Here is a 16,096-nt window from a genome sequence, read left to right as displayed (position 1 = left end):
ATAGAATGAAAAACAAATTAGTCTTACTTTTTTTAGGATGCGCTGTTTTGGGTTATGCTCAGAAGAAGACACCTAAAAATACAGTGAAAATTAAACCAAAGTCTGAATTTGTGGCGGAGTTGATGTCAAAAATGACTTTAGACGAGAAATTGGGTCAGTTAAATTTGCCAACATCTGGAGATATTACTACAGGTCAGGCAAACAGCTCAAATGTGGCAAAAAATATTGCTGAAGGAAAAGTGGGTGGTTTGTTTAACATTAAATCAGTTCAAAAAATTAAAGAAGTACAGAAAATTGCGGTTGAGAAAAGCCGTTTAAAAATTCCGTTACTTTTTGGTATGGATGTAATTCACGGTTACGAAACCACATTCCCAATTCCGTTAGGATTATCTTGTACTTGGGATATGGGATTAATCGAAAGAAGCGCGCAGATTGCAGCAAAAGAAGCAAGTGCAGACGGAATCAACTGGACATTCTCTCCAATGGTTGACGTTTCCCGCGACCCAAGATGGGGAAGAGTTTCTGAAGGTTCAGGAGAAGATCCGTACTTAGGAAGCCAGATTGCTAAAGCAATGGTAAACGGTTACCAACAGCACGATCTTTCAAAAAATAATTCAATTTTAGCATGTGTTAAACACTTTGCATTATACGGAGCTCCAGAAGGTGGACGTGATTACAATACTGTAGACATGAGCCACATTAGAATGTTTAATGATTATTTCCCACCATATAAAGCTGCAGTTGATGCCGGAGTAGGTTCTGTTATGGCGTCTTTCAACGAAGTTGACGGAATTCCTGCAACAGGAAACAAATGGTTGATGACAGATGTTTTAAGAAAACAATGGGGATTCAAAGGATTTGTAGTAACCGATTTTACAGGTATTCCTGAAATGATCGAACACGGAATGGGAAATCTTCAGGATGTTTCGGCATTAGCTATGAATGCTGGTGTTGAAATGGATATGGTTGGAGAAGGTTTCTTAACAACTTTGAAAAAATCTTTAGATGAAGGAAGAGTAAAAATCGAAACTATCGACAATGCTGTAAAACTTATTTTAGAAGCAAAATACGATTTAGGTTTATTTCAGGATCCATACAAATACTGTGATGAAAAAAGAGCTAAAACTGAAATCTTTACAACAGACAGCAGAAAAGAAGCTCGTTCAATCGCAGCACAATCTTTAGTATTATTAAAAAATCAAAACCAGCTTTTACCACTTAAAAAATCGGGAACTATTGGTTTAATCGGACCATTAGCAGATGCTAAAGAAAACATGCCGGGAACTTGGTCTGTAGCTACAAAAATGGAAAACGCAGTTTCATTATTGGCAGGTATTAAAGAAGTTGCCGGAGCAGGAACAAAAGTTTTATATGCAAAAGGAAGTAACTTAGATTACGATGAAACTTTTGAAACAAACGCTACAATGTTTGGAAAAACATTACACCGAGATTCACGTTCTAAAGAAGATTTACTGGCTGAAGCTTTAAAAGTAGCGGAGCAATCAGATGTAATTGTGGCTGCCTTAGGAGAATCTGCAGAAATGAGTGGAGAATCTAGTAGCCGTACGAATTTAGAAATTCCACAAGCGCAAAAAGATTTATTAAATGCTTTATTAAAAACAGGAAAACCAGTTGTTTTAGTTTTATTTGACGGACGTCCGTTAGTAATTACTGATGAAGAAAAAACAGTTCCTGCGATTTTAAATGCTTGGTTTGCTGGTACAGAGGCAGGTTACGCTATTGCTGATGTATTATTTGGAGATGTAAATCCTTCTGGAAAATTGACTTCAACTTTCCCAAGAAGCGTTGGACAATTACCAATTTACTATGCACACAAAAATACAGGAAGACCACTTTCTAATTCAGAAGGGAAATTCGAAAAATTCAGATCAAATTATATTGACGAAAGGAATGAGCCGTTATTTCCATTTGGATTTGGATTAAGCTACACGACTTTTGATTATTCAAACATCAAAATTTCTTCTGATAAAATGAACCCAACAGGAAAATTGAAAGTAACGGTTGATGTAACGAATACTGGAAATTTCGACGGAAAAGAAACCGTTCAATTATACATTAGAGATATTGTAGGTTCTGTAACAAGACCAGTTAGAGAATTAAAAGGTTTCCAAAAAATAACACTTAAAAAAGGTGAAAAACAAACAGTAAGTTTCGACATTACTGTTGAAGATTTAAAATTTTATAACTCTGATTTACAATTCGTAGCAGAGCCTGGACAGTTTGATATTTTCATTGGAGGAAATTCAACTGCCGACAAGAAAGTTAGTTTTGAGTTAACTAAATAGTTGGTTTATTGATTAGTTAAAAGCCCTTCGTTTGGAGGGCTTTTTTTTAAACCGAAAAGACCTTTTTGTAATTTTTTAACTACTATTTATATGAATACTTTAAAAATATTTAGTGCAGTGTGTCTAATCGTTTTTTCATCTGGCCATGCACAAAAAAACGCAATTGTAGCACATCGCGGTGCATGGAAAAAGAATAACCTGCCAGAAAACTCAATTGCATCATTAAGACATGCGATAGATTTAAAACTTCCGGGTTCAGAATTTGATGTATGGAGAACTGCAGATGATTCACTTGTAATAAACCATGATGCACATTACAACAAACTGCTTATTGAAGAAACCAATTATGCAGATTTGATAAAGTTTAAACTTTCGAATGGAGAAAAACTTCCAACACTTCATGAATATATTTCAGAAGGAATGCGAAATAATAAACACACTCTTTTAGTCTGTGAAATTAAACCTTCAGAAATTAGTAAAGAGAGAGGGCAAAAAACGGGTGTAGCAGCAGTCGAAACCATTAAAAAATTAAAAGCCAATAAAAATGTCTGCTACATCAGTTTTGATTATGATATTCTAAAGACAATCAGGGCGATAGATCCAAAAACTTCTCTGCAGTATTTAGAAGGAAATAAATCTCCAAAAGAAATAAAAGCAGATAAAATTAACGGAGTCGATTATCATTATTCTGTTTTTCAAAAACATCCGGAATGGATAAAAGAAGCAAAGGATAACAAGATAATTTTAAACGCTTGGACTGTAAATGAAGCATCTGATATGGATTGGCTTATCGATCAGAAATTCAATTATATCACAACAAACGAACCAGAACTTTTAAGTGAAAGATTAAAAGCTAAAAAATAAACTTTACACTTTACAAACAATCTTACCATGAAAAATATATATAAACACTTTACACTGCCTATTTCATTGTTTTTGATACTTTTCGGAAACAGTATTTCGGCACAAAATTCTGGTAAAACAGAATGGTTTGACCCTGCAAAACCAGCGACCACTTATTGTAACCCTATTAATATTGGTTATAATTATACAACATTCAATCACAACAGAATTCCAGAATCACGTCGTTCAAGCGCAGATCCTGTAATTATTACTTATAAAGGCGAATATTATTTGTTTGCAACCAATCAGGCTGGTTTCTTCTGGAGTAAAGACATGTCTGACTGGAACTTTGTTTACGGAAGTTTTCAAAGAGAACCAGGTGATGACGATCAATGTGCGCCTGCTGCATGGGTGGTAAACGATACTTTATTCTACGTTGGTTCTACTTGGAAAAGAGATCATCCAATCTGGAAAACAGCCGATCCAAAATCAGGAAGATGGACACGTCACGTAAACAAAGCGATGCTTCCAACTTGGGATCCTGCAATTTTTCAGGATGATGATAAAAAAGTATACATGTATTATGGTTCAAGCGGAAAATTACCGCTTGTTGGTGTTGAGGTAGATTACAAAACATGGCTTCCAAAAGGAAATCAGGCCGATTATGCAACATTGTATAAAGCAACAGAAGTTGAGGATATTCAAAAACCTTACGGACAAATCAAAGAGGTTGCTATTCTGGATCCTTCAGCTCATGGCTGGGAACGTTTTGGTCCAAACAATGATATGGAACCTGCGCCATGGGGGAATTTTATTGAAGGGGCTTGGATGACAAAACACAACGGAAAATATTATATGCAGTACGGAGCGCCTGCAACAGAATTTAAAGGCTATGCAAATGGAGTTCATGTGGGTGATAATCCGTTAGGACCTTTTACCTATCAAAAACACAATCCAATGTCTTATAAACCGGGTGGATTTGTAATTGGAGCCGGACACGGAAATACTTTTGCAGATAATTACGGAAATTACTGGAATACAGGAACCTGTAAAATTTCTATTAAAGATCGTTTTGAGCGTCGTATAGATATGTTTCCTGCCGGATTCGACAAAGATGATGTAATGTATTCTATTACAGCTTATGGAGATTTTCCAATTGTACTGCCAACAAGTCAGCGCGATCAGACAAAAGGCGCAGCTTCTGGATGGATGTTACTTTCGTATAAAAAGCCTGTAACCGTTTCTTCTTCAGAAGAATGCATGGAAGTTGAAACACACAGAATGGATAATGGAGGTAAAAAAGTATACGAGAAATTCTGTTACGGACCAGAAAACCTTACTGATGAAAATATTCAAACCTATTGGTCTGCAAAAACTGATAATCCGGGCGAATGGCTTCAAATGGATTTAGGAAGACCAATGGAAATTAACGCTTTACAAATTAATTACGCCGATCATAAAGCAACTCAGTTCAATAAAGCCATGGATATTTATTACCAATATAAAATCTATATGTCTAATGATGCTCAAAACTGGACTTTGGTTGTAGATAAATCTAAAAACGATAAAGACGCTCCGCACGATTATGTAGAGCTTTCAAAAGCATTTAAAGCGCGTTATATTAAAATGGAAAACATTCATAATGCATCTGGATTGTTTGCAATTTCAGATTTTAGAGTTTTTGGAAACGGATTAGAATCAAAACCAAAAGCTGTTGCATCGTTTAAAGTTGATAGAAACAAAGCAGATTCCAGAAATGCTATGATTTCATGGAAAAAACAAGCTGATGCAGTTGGATACAATATTTATTACGGAATTGAGCCGGACAAATTATATAACAGCATTATGGTTTACGGCGACAATACTTATGACTTTAGAGGTTTAGACAAAGGAACAAAGTATTATTTTACAATTGAACCTTTTAATGAAAATGGAATAGGAGCAAAGAATAAGATTATCGAAGTAAAATAGTTTTATTTTATATAAATCATAAAAACTCTAATTATAAACTAACAGGTTTGTAATTAGAGTTTTTTTTTGAGAAAGGTTATCTAAAAACTCTGACAATTTTATAGATTTTTTGTTTCTTTGTGAAATAAGCCAAGAAATTGGAACAAACCCAAAATGCTATAAAAATTATGAAAAAAACGATTCTTTTAACTGCTTTAGTTTTAAACGGATTGACATTGTTTGCGCAGTCAAATGATGAAAAAAACATTAAATTATTTTACAAAAAAGCTTTAACCGAAGCTAAATGTTATTCCTGGCTGGAATATTTATCTAATGATATCGGCGCTCGTTTATCTGGATCGAAAGGTGCTGCAGAAGCTGTAGAATACACTAAAAGACAATTAGAAAACCTTGGATTAGATAAAGTATATTTGCAAGAAGTAATGGTGCCTCACTGGGTTCGAGGCGAAAAAGAAACTGCTTTTATCCTTGACGGAAAAGTAAAAACGACAGTGCCAATCTGTGCATTAGGAGGTTCTGTAGCTACACCAAAAACAGGTTTAACAGCAGAAATAATCGAAGTTCAGGGAATAAAAGAATTAAACGAACTTGGTGCCGATAAAGTAAAAGGAAAAATTGTTTTCTATAACAGACCAATGAATCCTGAAAACATTGAAACTTTTACTTCATACGGAGCTTGTGTTGACCAAAGATATGCGGGAGCAAAAGAAGCAGCAAAATTAGGAGCTTTGGGAACAATCGTTCGTTCTATGAATTTACGTCTTGATGATTTTCCTCATACAGGAGCACAAAGCTACGGTGATCTTCCAAAAGAGCAATATATTCCAACAGCTGCAATCAGCACAAACGGAGCTGAGTTATTAAGCAAAACCTTAAAAAGAAATCCTGCTTTGAAATTTTATTTCAAACAATCTTGCGAAACTTTGCCAGATGTATTATCACATAACGTGATTGGAGAATTAACAGGAACTGTAAGCCCTGAAAATATTATGGTTGTTGGGGGACACTTAGATTCTTGGGATTTAGCCGATGGTTCTCACGACGACGGAGCAGGAGTGGTACAAAGTATGGAAGCCGTTCGTATTCTTAAAAACTTAAACTATAAACCAAAAAATACTATTCGTGTAGTATTGTTTATGAATGAAGAAAACGGCGGAAAAGGTGGTGCTAAATACGAAGAAGTTTCAAAACAAAAGAACGAAAATCACATTTTTGCTTTAGAAAGTGATTCAGGAGGATTTTCTCCAAGAGGATTTTCTATCGAAGCAGATGATGTAAACCTGAAAAAGATACAAGGATACAAAGATCTTTTTGAGCCTTATTTAGTTCACAGTTTTACAATTGGGCACGCGGGTTCAGATATTAATCATTTAACGTCTAAAGCAATTGTAAAAGCAGGTTTAAAACCAGATTCTCAGCGTTATTTTGATTATCACCATGCAGCAAACGACAAATTTGATGCAATCAACAAAAGGGAGCTTGAACTTGGAGCTGCTACAATGACAACATTATTATATTTAGTAGATCAAAACGGAATTGAACTTCCAAAAGCAAATTAATATTTCAAATAAAATTTATTTTAAAAAAAAGGCATTTTCAATTTTTTGAAACTGCCTTTTTTATTTTTATCTACGAAATGTTCCTATGGAATATAATCCAATATCTAAAAAAGCTTTTAGACTTATTAAATGTAGCTTTTCATTTTGAATTTGAATTCAGTAAAAAGCCAGCTATCTCCAAAATCATCCGCAGCCTGTTTACTTATTCGTACTGGTGGTTTTACTTCTTCTATGGCTTCTACGCCCTGAGCATTAAAACGTAATGGCTTAGTAATGCTTTTAATATAATACGTTAATTTCTGGTACAACGGATAAGATTGTGGAGAGTGAAGCTTAATATCTTCATATACAAAATATTTACCCTGAGAATTTTCTACATTTAGACTAACGCCTTTTTGCAATGTTATTTGTACTGCCCAATCCGAGATTCTTACCGCTCCATCATTATAGAGCCAATGCACCATATTAGCCGGATTTATAATAAATCCTATGGAATTTTCCGGCCTCAGTTTACAGACAAAACTTCTTAAATCAATAAATGAAATATTGTCGCATTTCATGTAGTTTGAGGGCTTCGTTTTACTTATAAGCGCACTATAAAAAATTTCGTATTGCTCATAAATAGTCTCTCTGTCCCGATATATATTTAAGCCGATAGCATATTCCGGATATATATTTAAGTCGATAACATATTCTATAAATTGCTTAAACTCATCAGGAGTTATTATGAAAGCCAATTTCCAAAAACCTGTTTTTATTGTACCCATTTTTTGTGTCAAATAAAAACAAAACTACAAAAAACAGCTGTGAATAAAATCATTAAATGAAAAAAAATACAGAATTATTGTGTTAAAACTTTAAAAAACAGATGCAATATAAATCAATTAGAATGCATTATAACGGTATAATAAAAAAAGGTAATGGGAATATTTGAAAGCAGAATCAAAATTTTAACCGCAATATCTCTTCGCTGTAATGGTAAATGAATAAATTTTTCAGTTAAATGAAAAAGCATTATAGTATTTACAATTATTGCCGAAAGAGCAAACGGCCACGCAATAATAAGAACGTTTGGATTTTGATTCGAAAAAATGTAAAGTATAAACAAAAGCGTAATAATGATAAAAGATCCAATCGCCAGTTCTGTAGATTGTTTTTCTTCAAAAGGTTCGTTATGAATTTTCATGATTTTTAAATTTTAAAAGTTTGCTGAATAGTTTGTACAGGCATAAAAAGCATTTTTGAAAAATCGAGATAATAAAACGGAAGAGCTTCTCTGCCTCTTTTATACTGATGAAGGAAATATTTTATTTGTTTTGGATAAAAAATGGTACCCGATAGAATAACCATAAATAAATACAAACTTCTTTTTCCGTTTCCAAGCAAATAGTACTGCATTCCAATTTCTTCATAAACAGAAATTCCTGTATTCGTCAGGACATGAATGATGTCATGATCTTCGAGTTTTTCCTGAATATCAAATTGATTTTGATATAGAAAATTCCCCAAACCATATCCCAGACTATCTTTAGGAAAATCAAACAATTTGTTTTTATCGATATTCCACGGTTCGTTCTTTTTAAAATATTTTTGATACGGCTTTTTAGTGCTTTCGTATAATTTTTCAATTAAATAATCTCTCATATTTTGTCTAGTTAAAAGTTCTTTGAATTTCAAAGTAAATAGTTAAAATAAAAAGCTAATGGAGTTAAGATTAGCTTTTATTGATTTCTTAATAATTATCTATTACAGTTACAAGTAAATTAGAATCAGCAAGATCAGAAGGGACAACCACTTTCTCTTTAAGCGGAATATTATTGCCATATCTTTCTTTTAATACTTTTTTTACTCTTGGATCTTCCAGATTAAATTCTTTTAATTCTCGTAGTTTAGAAAGTTCTATATCTGCTGCGTTTTTGTATATTTTCCAAACCAGTTCTGAACAGTAAATTCTGTTATCTGTCCATTCAAAATAAGCATCATATTCTTTTCCGTCAAACTGTTGGCCATAGTTCTCCATTTTTTGAAGAATTTCCGGAGTTAAAACAGCTTTTGCATTTTTCAGTCTTTTTACAACATATTTATTATCTTTTCCGTGTTGAATCCATTCATCAAAAGGAGTCAGTTTAACTGGTTGTACAGCTTCATAAACAAACCATTTTCCGTTTAGGTTAAAAATAATACCGCAATGCGAAAATTTTGAATTTGTAGCAATTCGTACCGCTTCACATTGTGGCGACTGTGATGTTTGAAATATAATATCGCCGCTCTCGATTTTATTTGACATCACTTTATCTGTTTCTGTTTTTGTTTTAGAAAACGGATTATTTGGAAATACCTTCATTGCCACAAATAGAGCCAAACCAAAGCTTAGGACAAATGTGATGATTAGGAAAATATATTTTTGCTTTTTCATACTATGTAAATTGATTATTAAAGTACTTTGAGTTACAAAGTAAATAATAAAAAAAATAGTTACCAAATTAATGATAACTATTTTTAATATATTTTCTAAATCGATATTAGATTCTAAAGATTCCTCCAACAGCAATAATTCGTTGAAAGAAATAAAAATGCTGAGAAGCTTTGTCTTCGCTGCTTACAGTTGTTCTAATGTCTTTCATATCGATATAACCGCCTTTTAATTCACCCTGAAGATAGAAATGTTTAAAGAAAGTAATATTTAAACCCGCTTTTGCAGAAACTCCAAAACCAGAAACGTGAAAATCATCGTGACGTTCTTTACCTAAAAGCGTAGTATTTGTTTTTGGATATAAAACACCCGCTCCTAATCCTTCAGTTAAATTGATTTGAACTTTATCAATATTAGGTAATCCAAACCATTTTGAAACATCATCAAATCTTGAAACTTCAGTATTAATGTAGTTCAATCCATCAGTATGCTCATAAATTAAAAAAGGAGTACCGCCTGTTGAGCTTCCGCCGCCTTCCTGAGCACCGCCTATAGACATGTCTACAGGTCTGTTGTTGTACTCTCCGTTATAAATAGAACCAGGCTGATCTGCTGGTAAATTAATGTTTCCGGTAACATTTGCAGTTTGATTTTGTGTCATTACATATTTCATGTGATCGACACCAATTGTAACGCTGTAATGATCGCTAAAGAAATATCCTAATCTTAAATTAGTCTGCGGAATAGTCATATTTGCAGGATTAATATAATCTACATGCCATCCTTTTGGTTTGTCATGAGCAGCCATATTATCTACAGTAAAGTTGTAATCCTTACCTCTAAAGTTTACATCAGATTTTGAGTAACTTTCTCTGTTACCACCCCACATAACAAAGAATTTTCCTTTATTGTGAGCAGCGTATTTTTGTACTGGTATTTCTTCCTGAGCAAATGTGTTTAAAGAAACACAAGTCAGTAAGAAAAATAAAAATTTTGTTTTCAAAGAACTTGAGTATTATAATTATTAGAATGAGTTAACTGTTTTTCTAATAGCAACTAATTTATTCATTAAGCCTTCGAAATAATCTAAATGAAGCATATTAGCGCCATCACTTTTTGCGTTTGCAGGGTCAAAGTGTGTTTCAATAAAAATACCATCGACACCTACTGCAATACCCGCTTTTGCAACAGTTTCGATCATATCTGGTCTTCCTCCTGTAACTCCCGCAGTTTGATTTGGCTGTTGTAAAGAGTGTGTTACATCCAAAACAGTAGAAGCATATTGCTGCATAGTTGGAATTCCTCTAAAGTCAACGATCATGTCCTGATACCCAAACATAGTACCACGGTCTGTAACCATTACGTTTTCGTTATTACAGTCTAAAACCTTTTGTACAGCATGTTTCATGCTTTCCGGACTCATAAATTGTCCTTTTTTAAGGTTAACTGTTTTTCCTGTATTAGCCGCCGCAACAACTAAATCAGTCTGGCGTACTAAGAAAGCAGGAATTTGTAAAACGTCAACGTATTGAGCAGCCATATCGGCATCTTCATTAGTATGGATATCTGTTACAGTTGGAACGTGAAAAGTTTCAGAAACTTTTCTTAAAATTTTTAAAGCTTTTTCGTCTCCAATTCCTGAGAAACTGTCAATTCTAGAACGGTTTGCTTTTTTAAAAGATCCTTTAAATACATAAGGAATCTGAAGATTGTCGGTAATACCAACTAATTTTTCAGCAATTCTAAGAGCCATTTCTTCTCCTTCGATAGCGCAAGGTCCCGCCAGTAAAAAGAAATTTCCGCTGTCAGTATGCTTGATTTGTGGAATATGTTGTAAGTTCATAAAATTATTTTTTTGCACTGCAAAGGTAGTTATGATTTATGAATAGCAGATGAAGATTTAAGATTATTTTAAGACCATTACTTTTATTAAAAGTCAAGGCTGAAGCGAATAAATTTATTCTGATGGCATTTTATAATTAGGCCAGTTAAGTATGTTATCCATTATCCAAAAAGTTAAAGGTTCAGGTTTATTAAAAACACTCAAAACAAGACCTTTTTTGACAAGAGAAATATAATATTCTTTATTTGTGTACTCATGCTGACCTCTTTTATTACGGATAGCTCTTGTTTTTACACTATCATCCGGCGACCATTCTGCATACCAGGCTAAATCCGGAGGATAAATTTCCTCATTTATTAAATCTATTTCCCCTATAATCGTGAAAGGTCTTTTTTTTAAATATGTATCATCAATAGCGATATAAATTTCAACTTGATTTTGAATAATATCGCTAATTTGTAATTTTTTGGAACTCATAATTTTATATATTCCAATTATTACACTGTCAAGTTTTAAACCATAAGCAAGTCTTCCATCGGGAAGAGAGATTTCTATTATTAAACCAGGCTCTATTTTATACATTAAATTTTGTAAAAAAAAGTTAGTGATGCTAAATTAGCTTGTATTTAATATTATAATATCCTCAATAAATTATAATTGTATTAAAATAGGATAAATTTATTTCAATGCAATCTTCTTTTTTTTTGATATATTATTTTTGTTTATTTAGAAATCTTAATTCTTTTTATCTCTAAATTTTTTTATCAGAAACTGAATCAAAATAATAATAAGAAGAATACAAAATAAAAAGAAACATGCCATTGCTGCTCCAAGAAGCGGCATTCCGCATCGGACAGGATTGGCAGATTGTTCATATTGTTGTGTGAAATTGTAATCGGCAATTTTAAAAGAAACAATTGAGAATACAATGTGTGAAATAATACTAACAAGGCAGACTTGTCCAAACATAAGAGAATCGATACGATAAAGTGATCTTGTACCCATTATCAATTGAAATAGGAGAGGCAGCAAAATGAGTATTAAAGATATAGTGTGAAGCATATTTTTACGGATTTATTACTACATTTAGTTTACATTTTTCCCAATTTTTAACTTCAAAATCATCCATTAAAGAAAGTAGTCTTTCACTAACAATATAACCATTAAAGGCTTGTCTGAAATCAAATGAGTAGAGACGATCTTTACTTATTAACCACAGTTTTTGTAAGTGTATTTGATTGCATTTAGTCACAATTGTTCACAAAATTAAATTGTGATGATTTATTAAATTACCACAATAAAGTATTATTATATTAAAATAAGACACAATTAAGAATATCCTGCAGCAAGATTTTAAAATCGTTATTTAAAAGTTTGTCTCAATTACTGATTAATGTACATTATTCTTTTTTCAAAGTCAATCCCATCGGAACCATTAAAATTCCTTTTTCATAGATGTTCAAATAAAGTGTGACAGGCTTTTTTTGACCTTCCCAGGTTAATTGGTAAACATTTAAAAATCCGGCGCCCATATCACTTCTTTTAGTTGGAAAAGGACAGCAGGTTTCTAAACGTTTAAACGTAATTTTTTCGCCGTTTGGTCCGGCAAGGGCATTTAAAAAACGAAGTTCATTTTCGGCTTCATTGCGGGTATTTCTAAAAAATATATTTATTGGATAATCAGGATCATAGCCATACTTTTTGTCTTTGCTGAACAATGAAATTATAAACGTATTATTTTTACCTAAAACTAAATCGGGAGCATTATCATCTACATTTTTTAAAGTAGATCTTGTGCTTATACAAGAGGCGGTAACAAGTAATATAGTTATAAAAAGAACTATTTTTTTCATAGTTGAGGTTTATTTTGGTGGCACAAATGTAAAAGGTTTTTATTACGAAATTTAAACTCAAATAAAAAAGAATCAAAAATTATTCTATGATAATCTTTTTAAAAAAGTGTTGTTATATTACTGTTGTTCTTCTTTTTTTGAATTCAGTTTTAATATACCAATTACAATCAGATATTGTGCCACAAGATAAGTCAGCATAATAATAAACGAACTTTTTTTGAGCGGTGTGTGAAATTTGTTTAATGCCAAAATACTATCTGAAATAACAAAAAACAAGGCTCCGAAAAAAACAAGCTGATTGGCTGGTTTTTTCCAGATCAGGAGACCGTTATATGCAAATAAAAGCATTATAGAAATTACACTGGCATAAACCATAACAGGAATTTTTAAATCGCCTAAAGAGGGCAGTAATACAGAAAGCATTCCAATTAAGTAACAGGCAATCAGAATACTTCCGGTCATAAAAAATGCGACGTTTCTTTTTATCTTCTCTTTTATCTGCCAGTTAAAAAGCACGCAGTAAAGAATGTGAGAAATTAAAAAAGAAACTAATCCTAGAATAAAATAAATCTCGGCAATATCTGCAAAAAGCAAAATTACATCTCCAATCCAAGAAAAAAGCAATGCTGTAAGCAGAATATTCTGAGTTGGGAATTTTTTAGAAAAATAAACACCTAAAATTAATAGCGGAATTAATACGGGTTTTAAATAACAGTCCAGGCTTTCATATCCCAAATATAAAAGCAGCAAATAAATAAAGCAGAATGCTGTATAAATTTTAAAAAATAGAACTTTTTTCATTATGCGGTTTGTGAATTTATGGTTTGGTTTTGGTTAGTTTTAAAATCAACGGTAACAAAGTAAATCGTTATTAAAAGTGATAAACTTAGATACCCTAATAGTATATAATTGCTAAATGAGAAAACTGAGTTAAGACCAAACCAATCGCCATAGAATGAAATAATTCCTGCTGCGAGCATTAATCTGAAACCTTCCCAAATAACAGCAAATTTGCTTTTATCCATAAGTTCAGAATTGCTGTAGATGGTTATAAAGATAAAAAATCCGTAGACAAAAATATTAGGCAGACCAATTTTGGCGATGTTTTCAAATAAATAACTCACAAACAAAAGCGTAATTAGAATTTGTGTTACAGACCAATAAATAAGCTTTTGAGAGTTTTGCATGCCGTATTTTTCAAAATCAAATACATTTTCGATTTTGTGTACAGGATATTTTTCTTCAAAATTTTCTGGCCGCCATCCAGTTGGTTTAAACCAAATAGTTAGTTTGTCTTTCCATTTTTCGGCACGCCAGGCATCTTTTATTAATAAAGTTAAATGCTGAAAATTAATTTTTATAGGATTCCAAGTGTTGGCAGGTCTTGTAATGCCAAATACTGGAGGGACATCATCTAGTTCTTCCTGAAAGGTTCCGAAAAGTTTATCCCAAAAAATAAAAATCTGCGAATGGTTTTTGTCTAAATATTCAGGGTTTATAGCGTGATGTACACGATGATGAGAAGGCGTAACAAGAATTTTTTCTACAAATCCCATTTTTTTAATGTGTTTGGTATGATACCAAAATTGTAAAAATAAATGGAGTGGAAGAGTAATAGCAATAACAGTGGCAGGAACGCCCAATAATGCTGCCGGAATAAGCAGAAAAGTAAATAAATTAACCAAACTCGCAATAGGCTGGCGAAGCGCACAGGCCAGATTAAACTCTTCACTGCTGTGATGTATGGCGTGTTTGTTCCAAAGAAAATTTATTTGATGTGCCAGACGATGACTCCAATAACCATAAAAGTCAATAACAAAAAAGGCGATAATGTAAGAGAGGATGCTGGCTTCCTGGTGAAAAAGAGCGATTTTAGATACCATCCATTCATAGGAAAGAAAAGTAACGCTCAGGCCTAAAACATCTTTTACAGAATTTGTAATTCCGGAGCTGATACTGGAAACGCTGTCTATTAATGGTGCAGTATCATTCTTTTTGTAAATGCCGTAAAGTTTTTCGATTACGATTAAAACCAGAAAAACAGGCATTGCAATAATTAATATTTTTCCATACTCTTCCATAAAAAAACATTCTATTTTATTTCAAATATAAAATAAAATAGAATGTTTTTTAAATTATTGGTAAATTAAACAATCTCAGCGCTTAGTCCAGCTTCCAAAAGTTGTGTACATTGAGGTTTAAGTTTTTCTATAGGGCCTGTTTTTACAGTGCATTTTCCATTGTAATGTACAATTAAGGAACATTGTTCGGCTTGTTCTGCCGTGTGGTCACAAACGCGCATTAAAGTATCAATAACATGGTCAAACGTATTTACATCATCGTTATACATAATGATTTCGTTATTGAACACAGCCGCTTCTTTCTCGCGGACTTTTTCTCTTACTTTCTCTTTAGTACTCATCTTAATTTAGTTTTTTGTACTTTGTAATTACTATCTAATTTACGTATTTTAGTGATACCCAGTTATTTCTTTGTAACTTTTTAACATACGTTAAACCTTTTTCTGTGCACGAAGCATCGATAAAAGGAATGTCTTCTTCATAGAAACCGCTGAATAATATAATTCCCTTTGGATTTAAACTATCAACATAAGCCTGCATGTCGTTTAGCAGAATATTTCGGTTGATATTGGCAATAATCAAATCATATTTTTTTCCTGCCAATAAAGCTGCATCGCCCTCATAAACGCTTATATGTTTGCAATTATTGCGCTCAGCATTTTCGATAGAGTTAAGATAACACCAGTTATCAATATCAATCGCATCAATAGGTTCAGCGCCTTTCATTTCGGCAAGAATAGCCAAAATTGCAGTTCCGCAACCCATATCAAGAGTTTTTAAACCTTTTACATCCATTTCAAGCAAATGCTGAATCATCATGTGTGTCGTTTCATGATGTCCTGTTCCAAAACTCATTTTTGGTTCAATCAAAATATCAAATTCAGCATCTGTTTTTGGATGAAACGGCGCGCGAACGTGGCATTTACCGTCAACATCAATTGGTTCAAAGTTTTTTTCCCATTCTTCGTTCCAGTTTACCTGATCGATTTCTTCAATTGTATACTCAATTTTAAACTCTTCAGACTGTAGAATATAAATATCATCCAGAATATTTTCATCCCATAAATCTTTTTTCACAAAAGCCGAAATTCCGTTTTCTGTTTCTGTGAAGCTTTCAAACGCTTTTTCGCCCAGTTCAGCTACTAAAATTTCTGATCCAAGTTCTTTTGGTTCAATTGTAAAGTGATATCCTAAATATATATTCGACATAAATAAAAAATTTTTGCA

General features: G+C 32.8%; 18 protein-coding genes. 4 read left to right on the top strand and 14 right to left on the bottom strand.

Translation table 11 applies throughout. The features are described 5' to 3' along the window. Nucleotides 1-5 precede the first annotated feature (5 nt). The 4 genes from bglX (at nt 6) to ABD859_RS11870 (ending at nt 6,679) form a co-directional block, all read left to right on the top strand. Complete coding sequence (gene bglX, locus ABD859_RS11885) at nt 6-2,306, top strand: beta-glucosidase BglX (protein ID WP_345144525.1); 2,301 nt, start codon at nt 6-8, stop codon at nt 2,304-2,306. A gap of 90 nt (nt 2,307-2,396) precedes the next feature. Further along, entirely contained in the window at nt 2,397-3,170 is a 774-nt protein-coding gene (locus tag ABD859_RS11880; protein WP_345144523.1) for a glycerophosphodiester phosphodiesterase family protein, read from the top strand. Nucleotides 3,171-3,197: 27 nt separating this feature from the next. Then, nucleotides 3,198-5,120, top strand: coding sequence for a discoidin domain-containing protein (locus tag ABD859_RS11875; protein ID WP_345144521.1), 1,923 nt, complete (start codon nt 3,198-3,200; stop codon nt 5,118-5,120). A gap of 167 nt (nt 5,121-5,287) precedes the next feature. Beyond that, a complete protein-coding gene (locus ABD859_RS11870) occupies nt 5,288-6,679 on the top strand; it encodes a M20/M25/M40 family metallo-hydrolase (protein WP_345144519.1) in 1,392 nt (463 codons plus the stop codon). Between the two features lie 125 nt (nt 6,680-6,804). Here the strand turns inward: ABD859_RS11870 and ABD859_RS11865 are convergent, their stop codons facing one another. The 14 genes from ABD859_RS11865 to prmA all read right to left on the bottom strand — a co-directional run bounded on the left by ABD859_RS11865 (nt 6,805) and on the right by prmA (nt 16,078). Further along, complete coding sequence (locus tag ABD859_RS11865; protein ID WP_345144517.1) at nt 6,805-7,446, bottom strand: hypothetical protein; 642 nt, start codon at nt 7,444-7,446, stop codon at nt 6,805-6,807. Between the two features lie 113 nt (nt 7,447-7,559). Continuing rightward, nucleotides 7,560-7,865: a hypothetical protein gene (locus ABD859_RS11860; RefSeq protein WP_345144515.1), complete on the bottom strand. Its 306-nt coding sequence runs from the start codon at nt 7,863-7,865 to the stop codon at nt 7,560-7,562. 5 nt (nt 7,866-7,870) lie between these two features. Next, nucleotides 7,871-8,323, bottom strand: coding sequence for a hypothetical protein (locus tag ABD859_RS11855; protein ID WP_345144513.1), 453 nt, complete (start codon nt 8,321-8,323; stop codon nt 7,871-7,873). Between the two features lie 88 nt (nt 8,324-8,411). Beyond that, nucleotides 8,412-9,095, bottom strand: a complete 684-nt coding sequence (locus ABD859_RS11850) for a YiiX family permuted papain-like enzyme (RefSeq protein WP_345144511.1) — start codon at nt 9,093-9,095, stop codon at nt 8,412-8,414. A 106-nt stretch (nt 9,096-9,201) separates the two neighbouring features. Further along, on the bottom strand, nt 9,202-10,095 hold the full coding sequence (locus ABD859_RS11845) for a hypothetical protein (RefSeq protein WP_345144509.1): 894 nt from the start codon (nt 10,093-10,095) through the stop codon (nt 9,202-9,204). 21 nt (nt 10,096-10,116) lie between these two features. Continuing rightward, nucleotides 10,117-10,935: a 3-deoxy-8-phosphooctulonate synthase gene (gene kdsA, locus ABD859_RS11840; protein WP_132990404.1), complete on the bottom strand. Its 819-nt coding sequence runs from the start codon at nt 10,933-10,935 to the stop codon at nt 10,117-10,119. Nucleotides 10,936-11,049: 114 nt separating this feature from the next. Beyond that, the gene (locus ABD859_RS11835) at nt 11,050-11,517 is read right to left on the bottom strand and encodes an Imm26 family immunity protein (RefSeq protein WP_345144506.1); all 468 of its coding nucleotides are present in this window, start codon (nt 11,515-11,517) and stop codon (nt 11,050-11,052) included. 153 nt (nt 11,518-11,670) lie between these two features. Then, on the bottom strand, nt 11,671-11,940 hold the full coding sequence (locus ABD859_RS11830; protein ID WP_345144504.1) for a hypothetical protein: 270 nt from the start codon (nt 11,938-11,940) through the stop codon (nt 11,671-11,673). Between the two features lie 61 nt (nt 11,941-12,001). Next, nucleotides 12,002-12,187 carry an Imm43 family immunity protein gene (locus tag ABD859_RS24165; RefSeq protein ID WP_425554246.1) on the bottom strand — a complete coding sequence of 62 codons (186 nt, stop codon included), beginning with the start codon at nt 12,185-12,187 and terminating at the stop codon, nt 12,002-12,004. A gap of 148 nt (nt 12,188-12,335) precedes the next feature. Continuing rightward, nucleotides 12,336-12,788 carry a 2-dehydro-3-deoxyphosphooctonate aldolase gene (locus ABD859_RS11825; RefSeq protein WP_345144502.1) on the bottom strand — a complete coding sequence of 151 codons (453 nt, stop codon included), beginning with the start codon at nt 12,786-12,788 and terminating at the stop codon, nt 12,336-12,338. 117 nt (nt 12,789-12,905) lie between these two features. Beyond that, nucleotides 12,906-13,589 carry a lysoplasmalogenase gene (locus ABD859_RS11820; RefSeq protein ID WP_345144500.1) on the bottom strand — a complete coding sequence of 228 codons (684 nt, stop codon included), beginning with the start codon at nt 13,587-13,589 and terminating at the stop codon, nt 12,906-12,908. Beyond that, entirely contained in the window at nt 13,589-14,869 is a 1,281-nt protein-coding gene (locus tag ABD859_RS11815) for a sterol desaturase family protein (RefSeq protein ID WP_345144498.1), read from the bottom strand. Before ABD859_RS11815 ends, ABD859_RS11820 begins: the two co-directional genes overlap by 1 nt. A 65-nt stretch (nt 14,870-14,934) precedes the next feature. Then, nucleotides 14,935-15,210, bottom strand: a complete 276-nt coding sequence (locus ABD859_RS11810) for an ATP-dependent Clp protease adaptor ClpS (RefSeq protein ID WP_012025489.1) — start codon at nt 15,208-15,210, stop codon at nt 14,935-14,937. 34 nt (nt 15,211-15,244) lie between these two features. After that, the gene (gene prmA / locus ABD859_RS11805) at nt 15,245-16,078 is read right to left on the bottom strand and encodes a 50S ribosomal protein L11 methyltransferase (RefSeq protein WP_345144496.1); all 834 of its coding nucleotides are present in this window, start codon (nt 16,076-16,078) and stop codon (nt 15,245-15,247) included. Nucleotides 16,079-16,096 lie beyond the last annotated feature (18 nt).

This window comes from Flavobacterium ginsengiterrae (genome assembly GCF_039539785.1).
Classification (GTDB): Bacteria; Bacteroidota; Bacteroidia; order Flavobacteriales; family Flavobacteriaceae; genus Flavobacterium; species Flavobacterium ginsengiterrae.
Note: the sequence above shows the minus strand (reverse complement) of the source record. Positions and strands in the feature narration are given on the sequence as shown.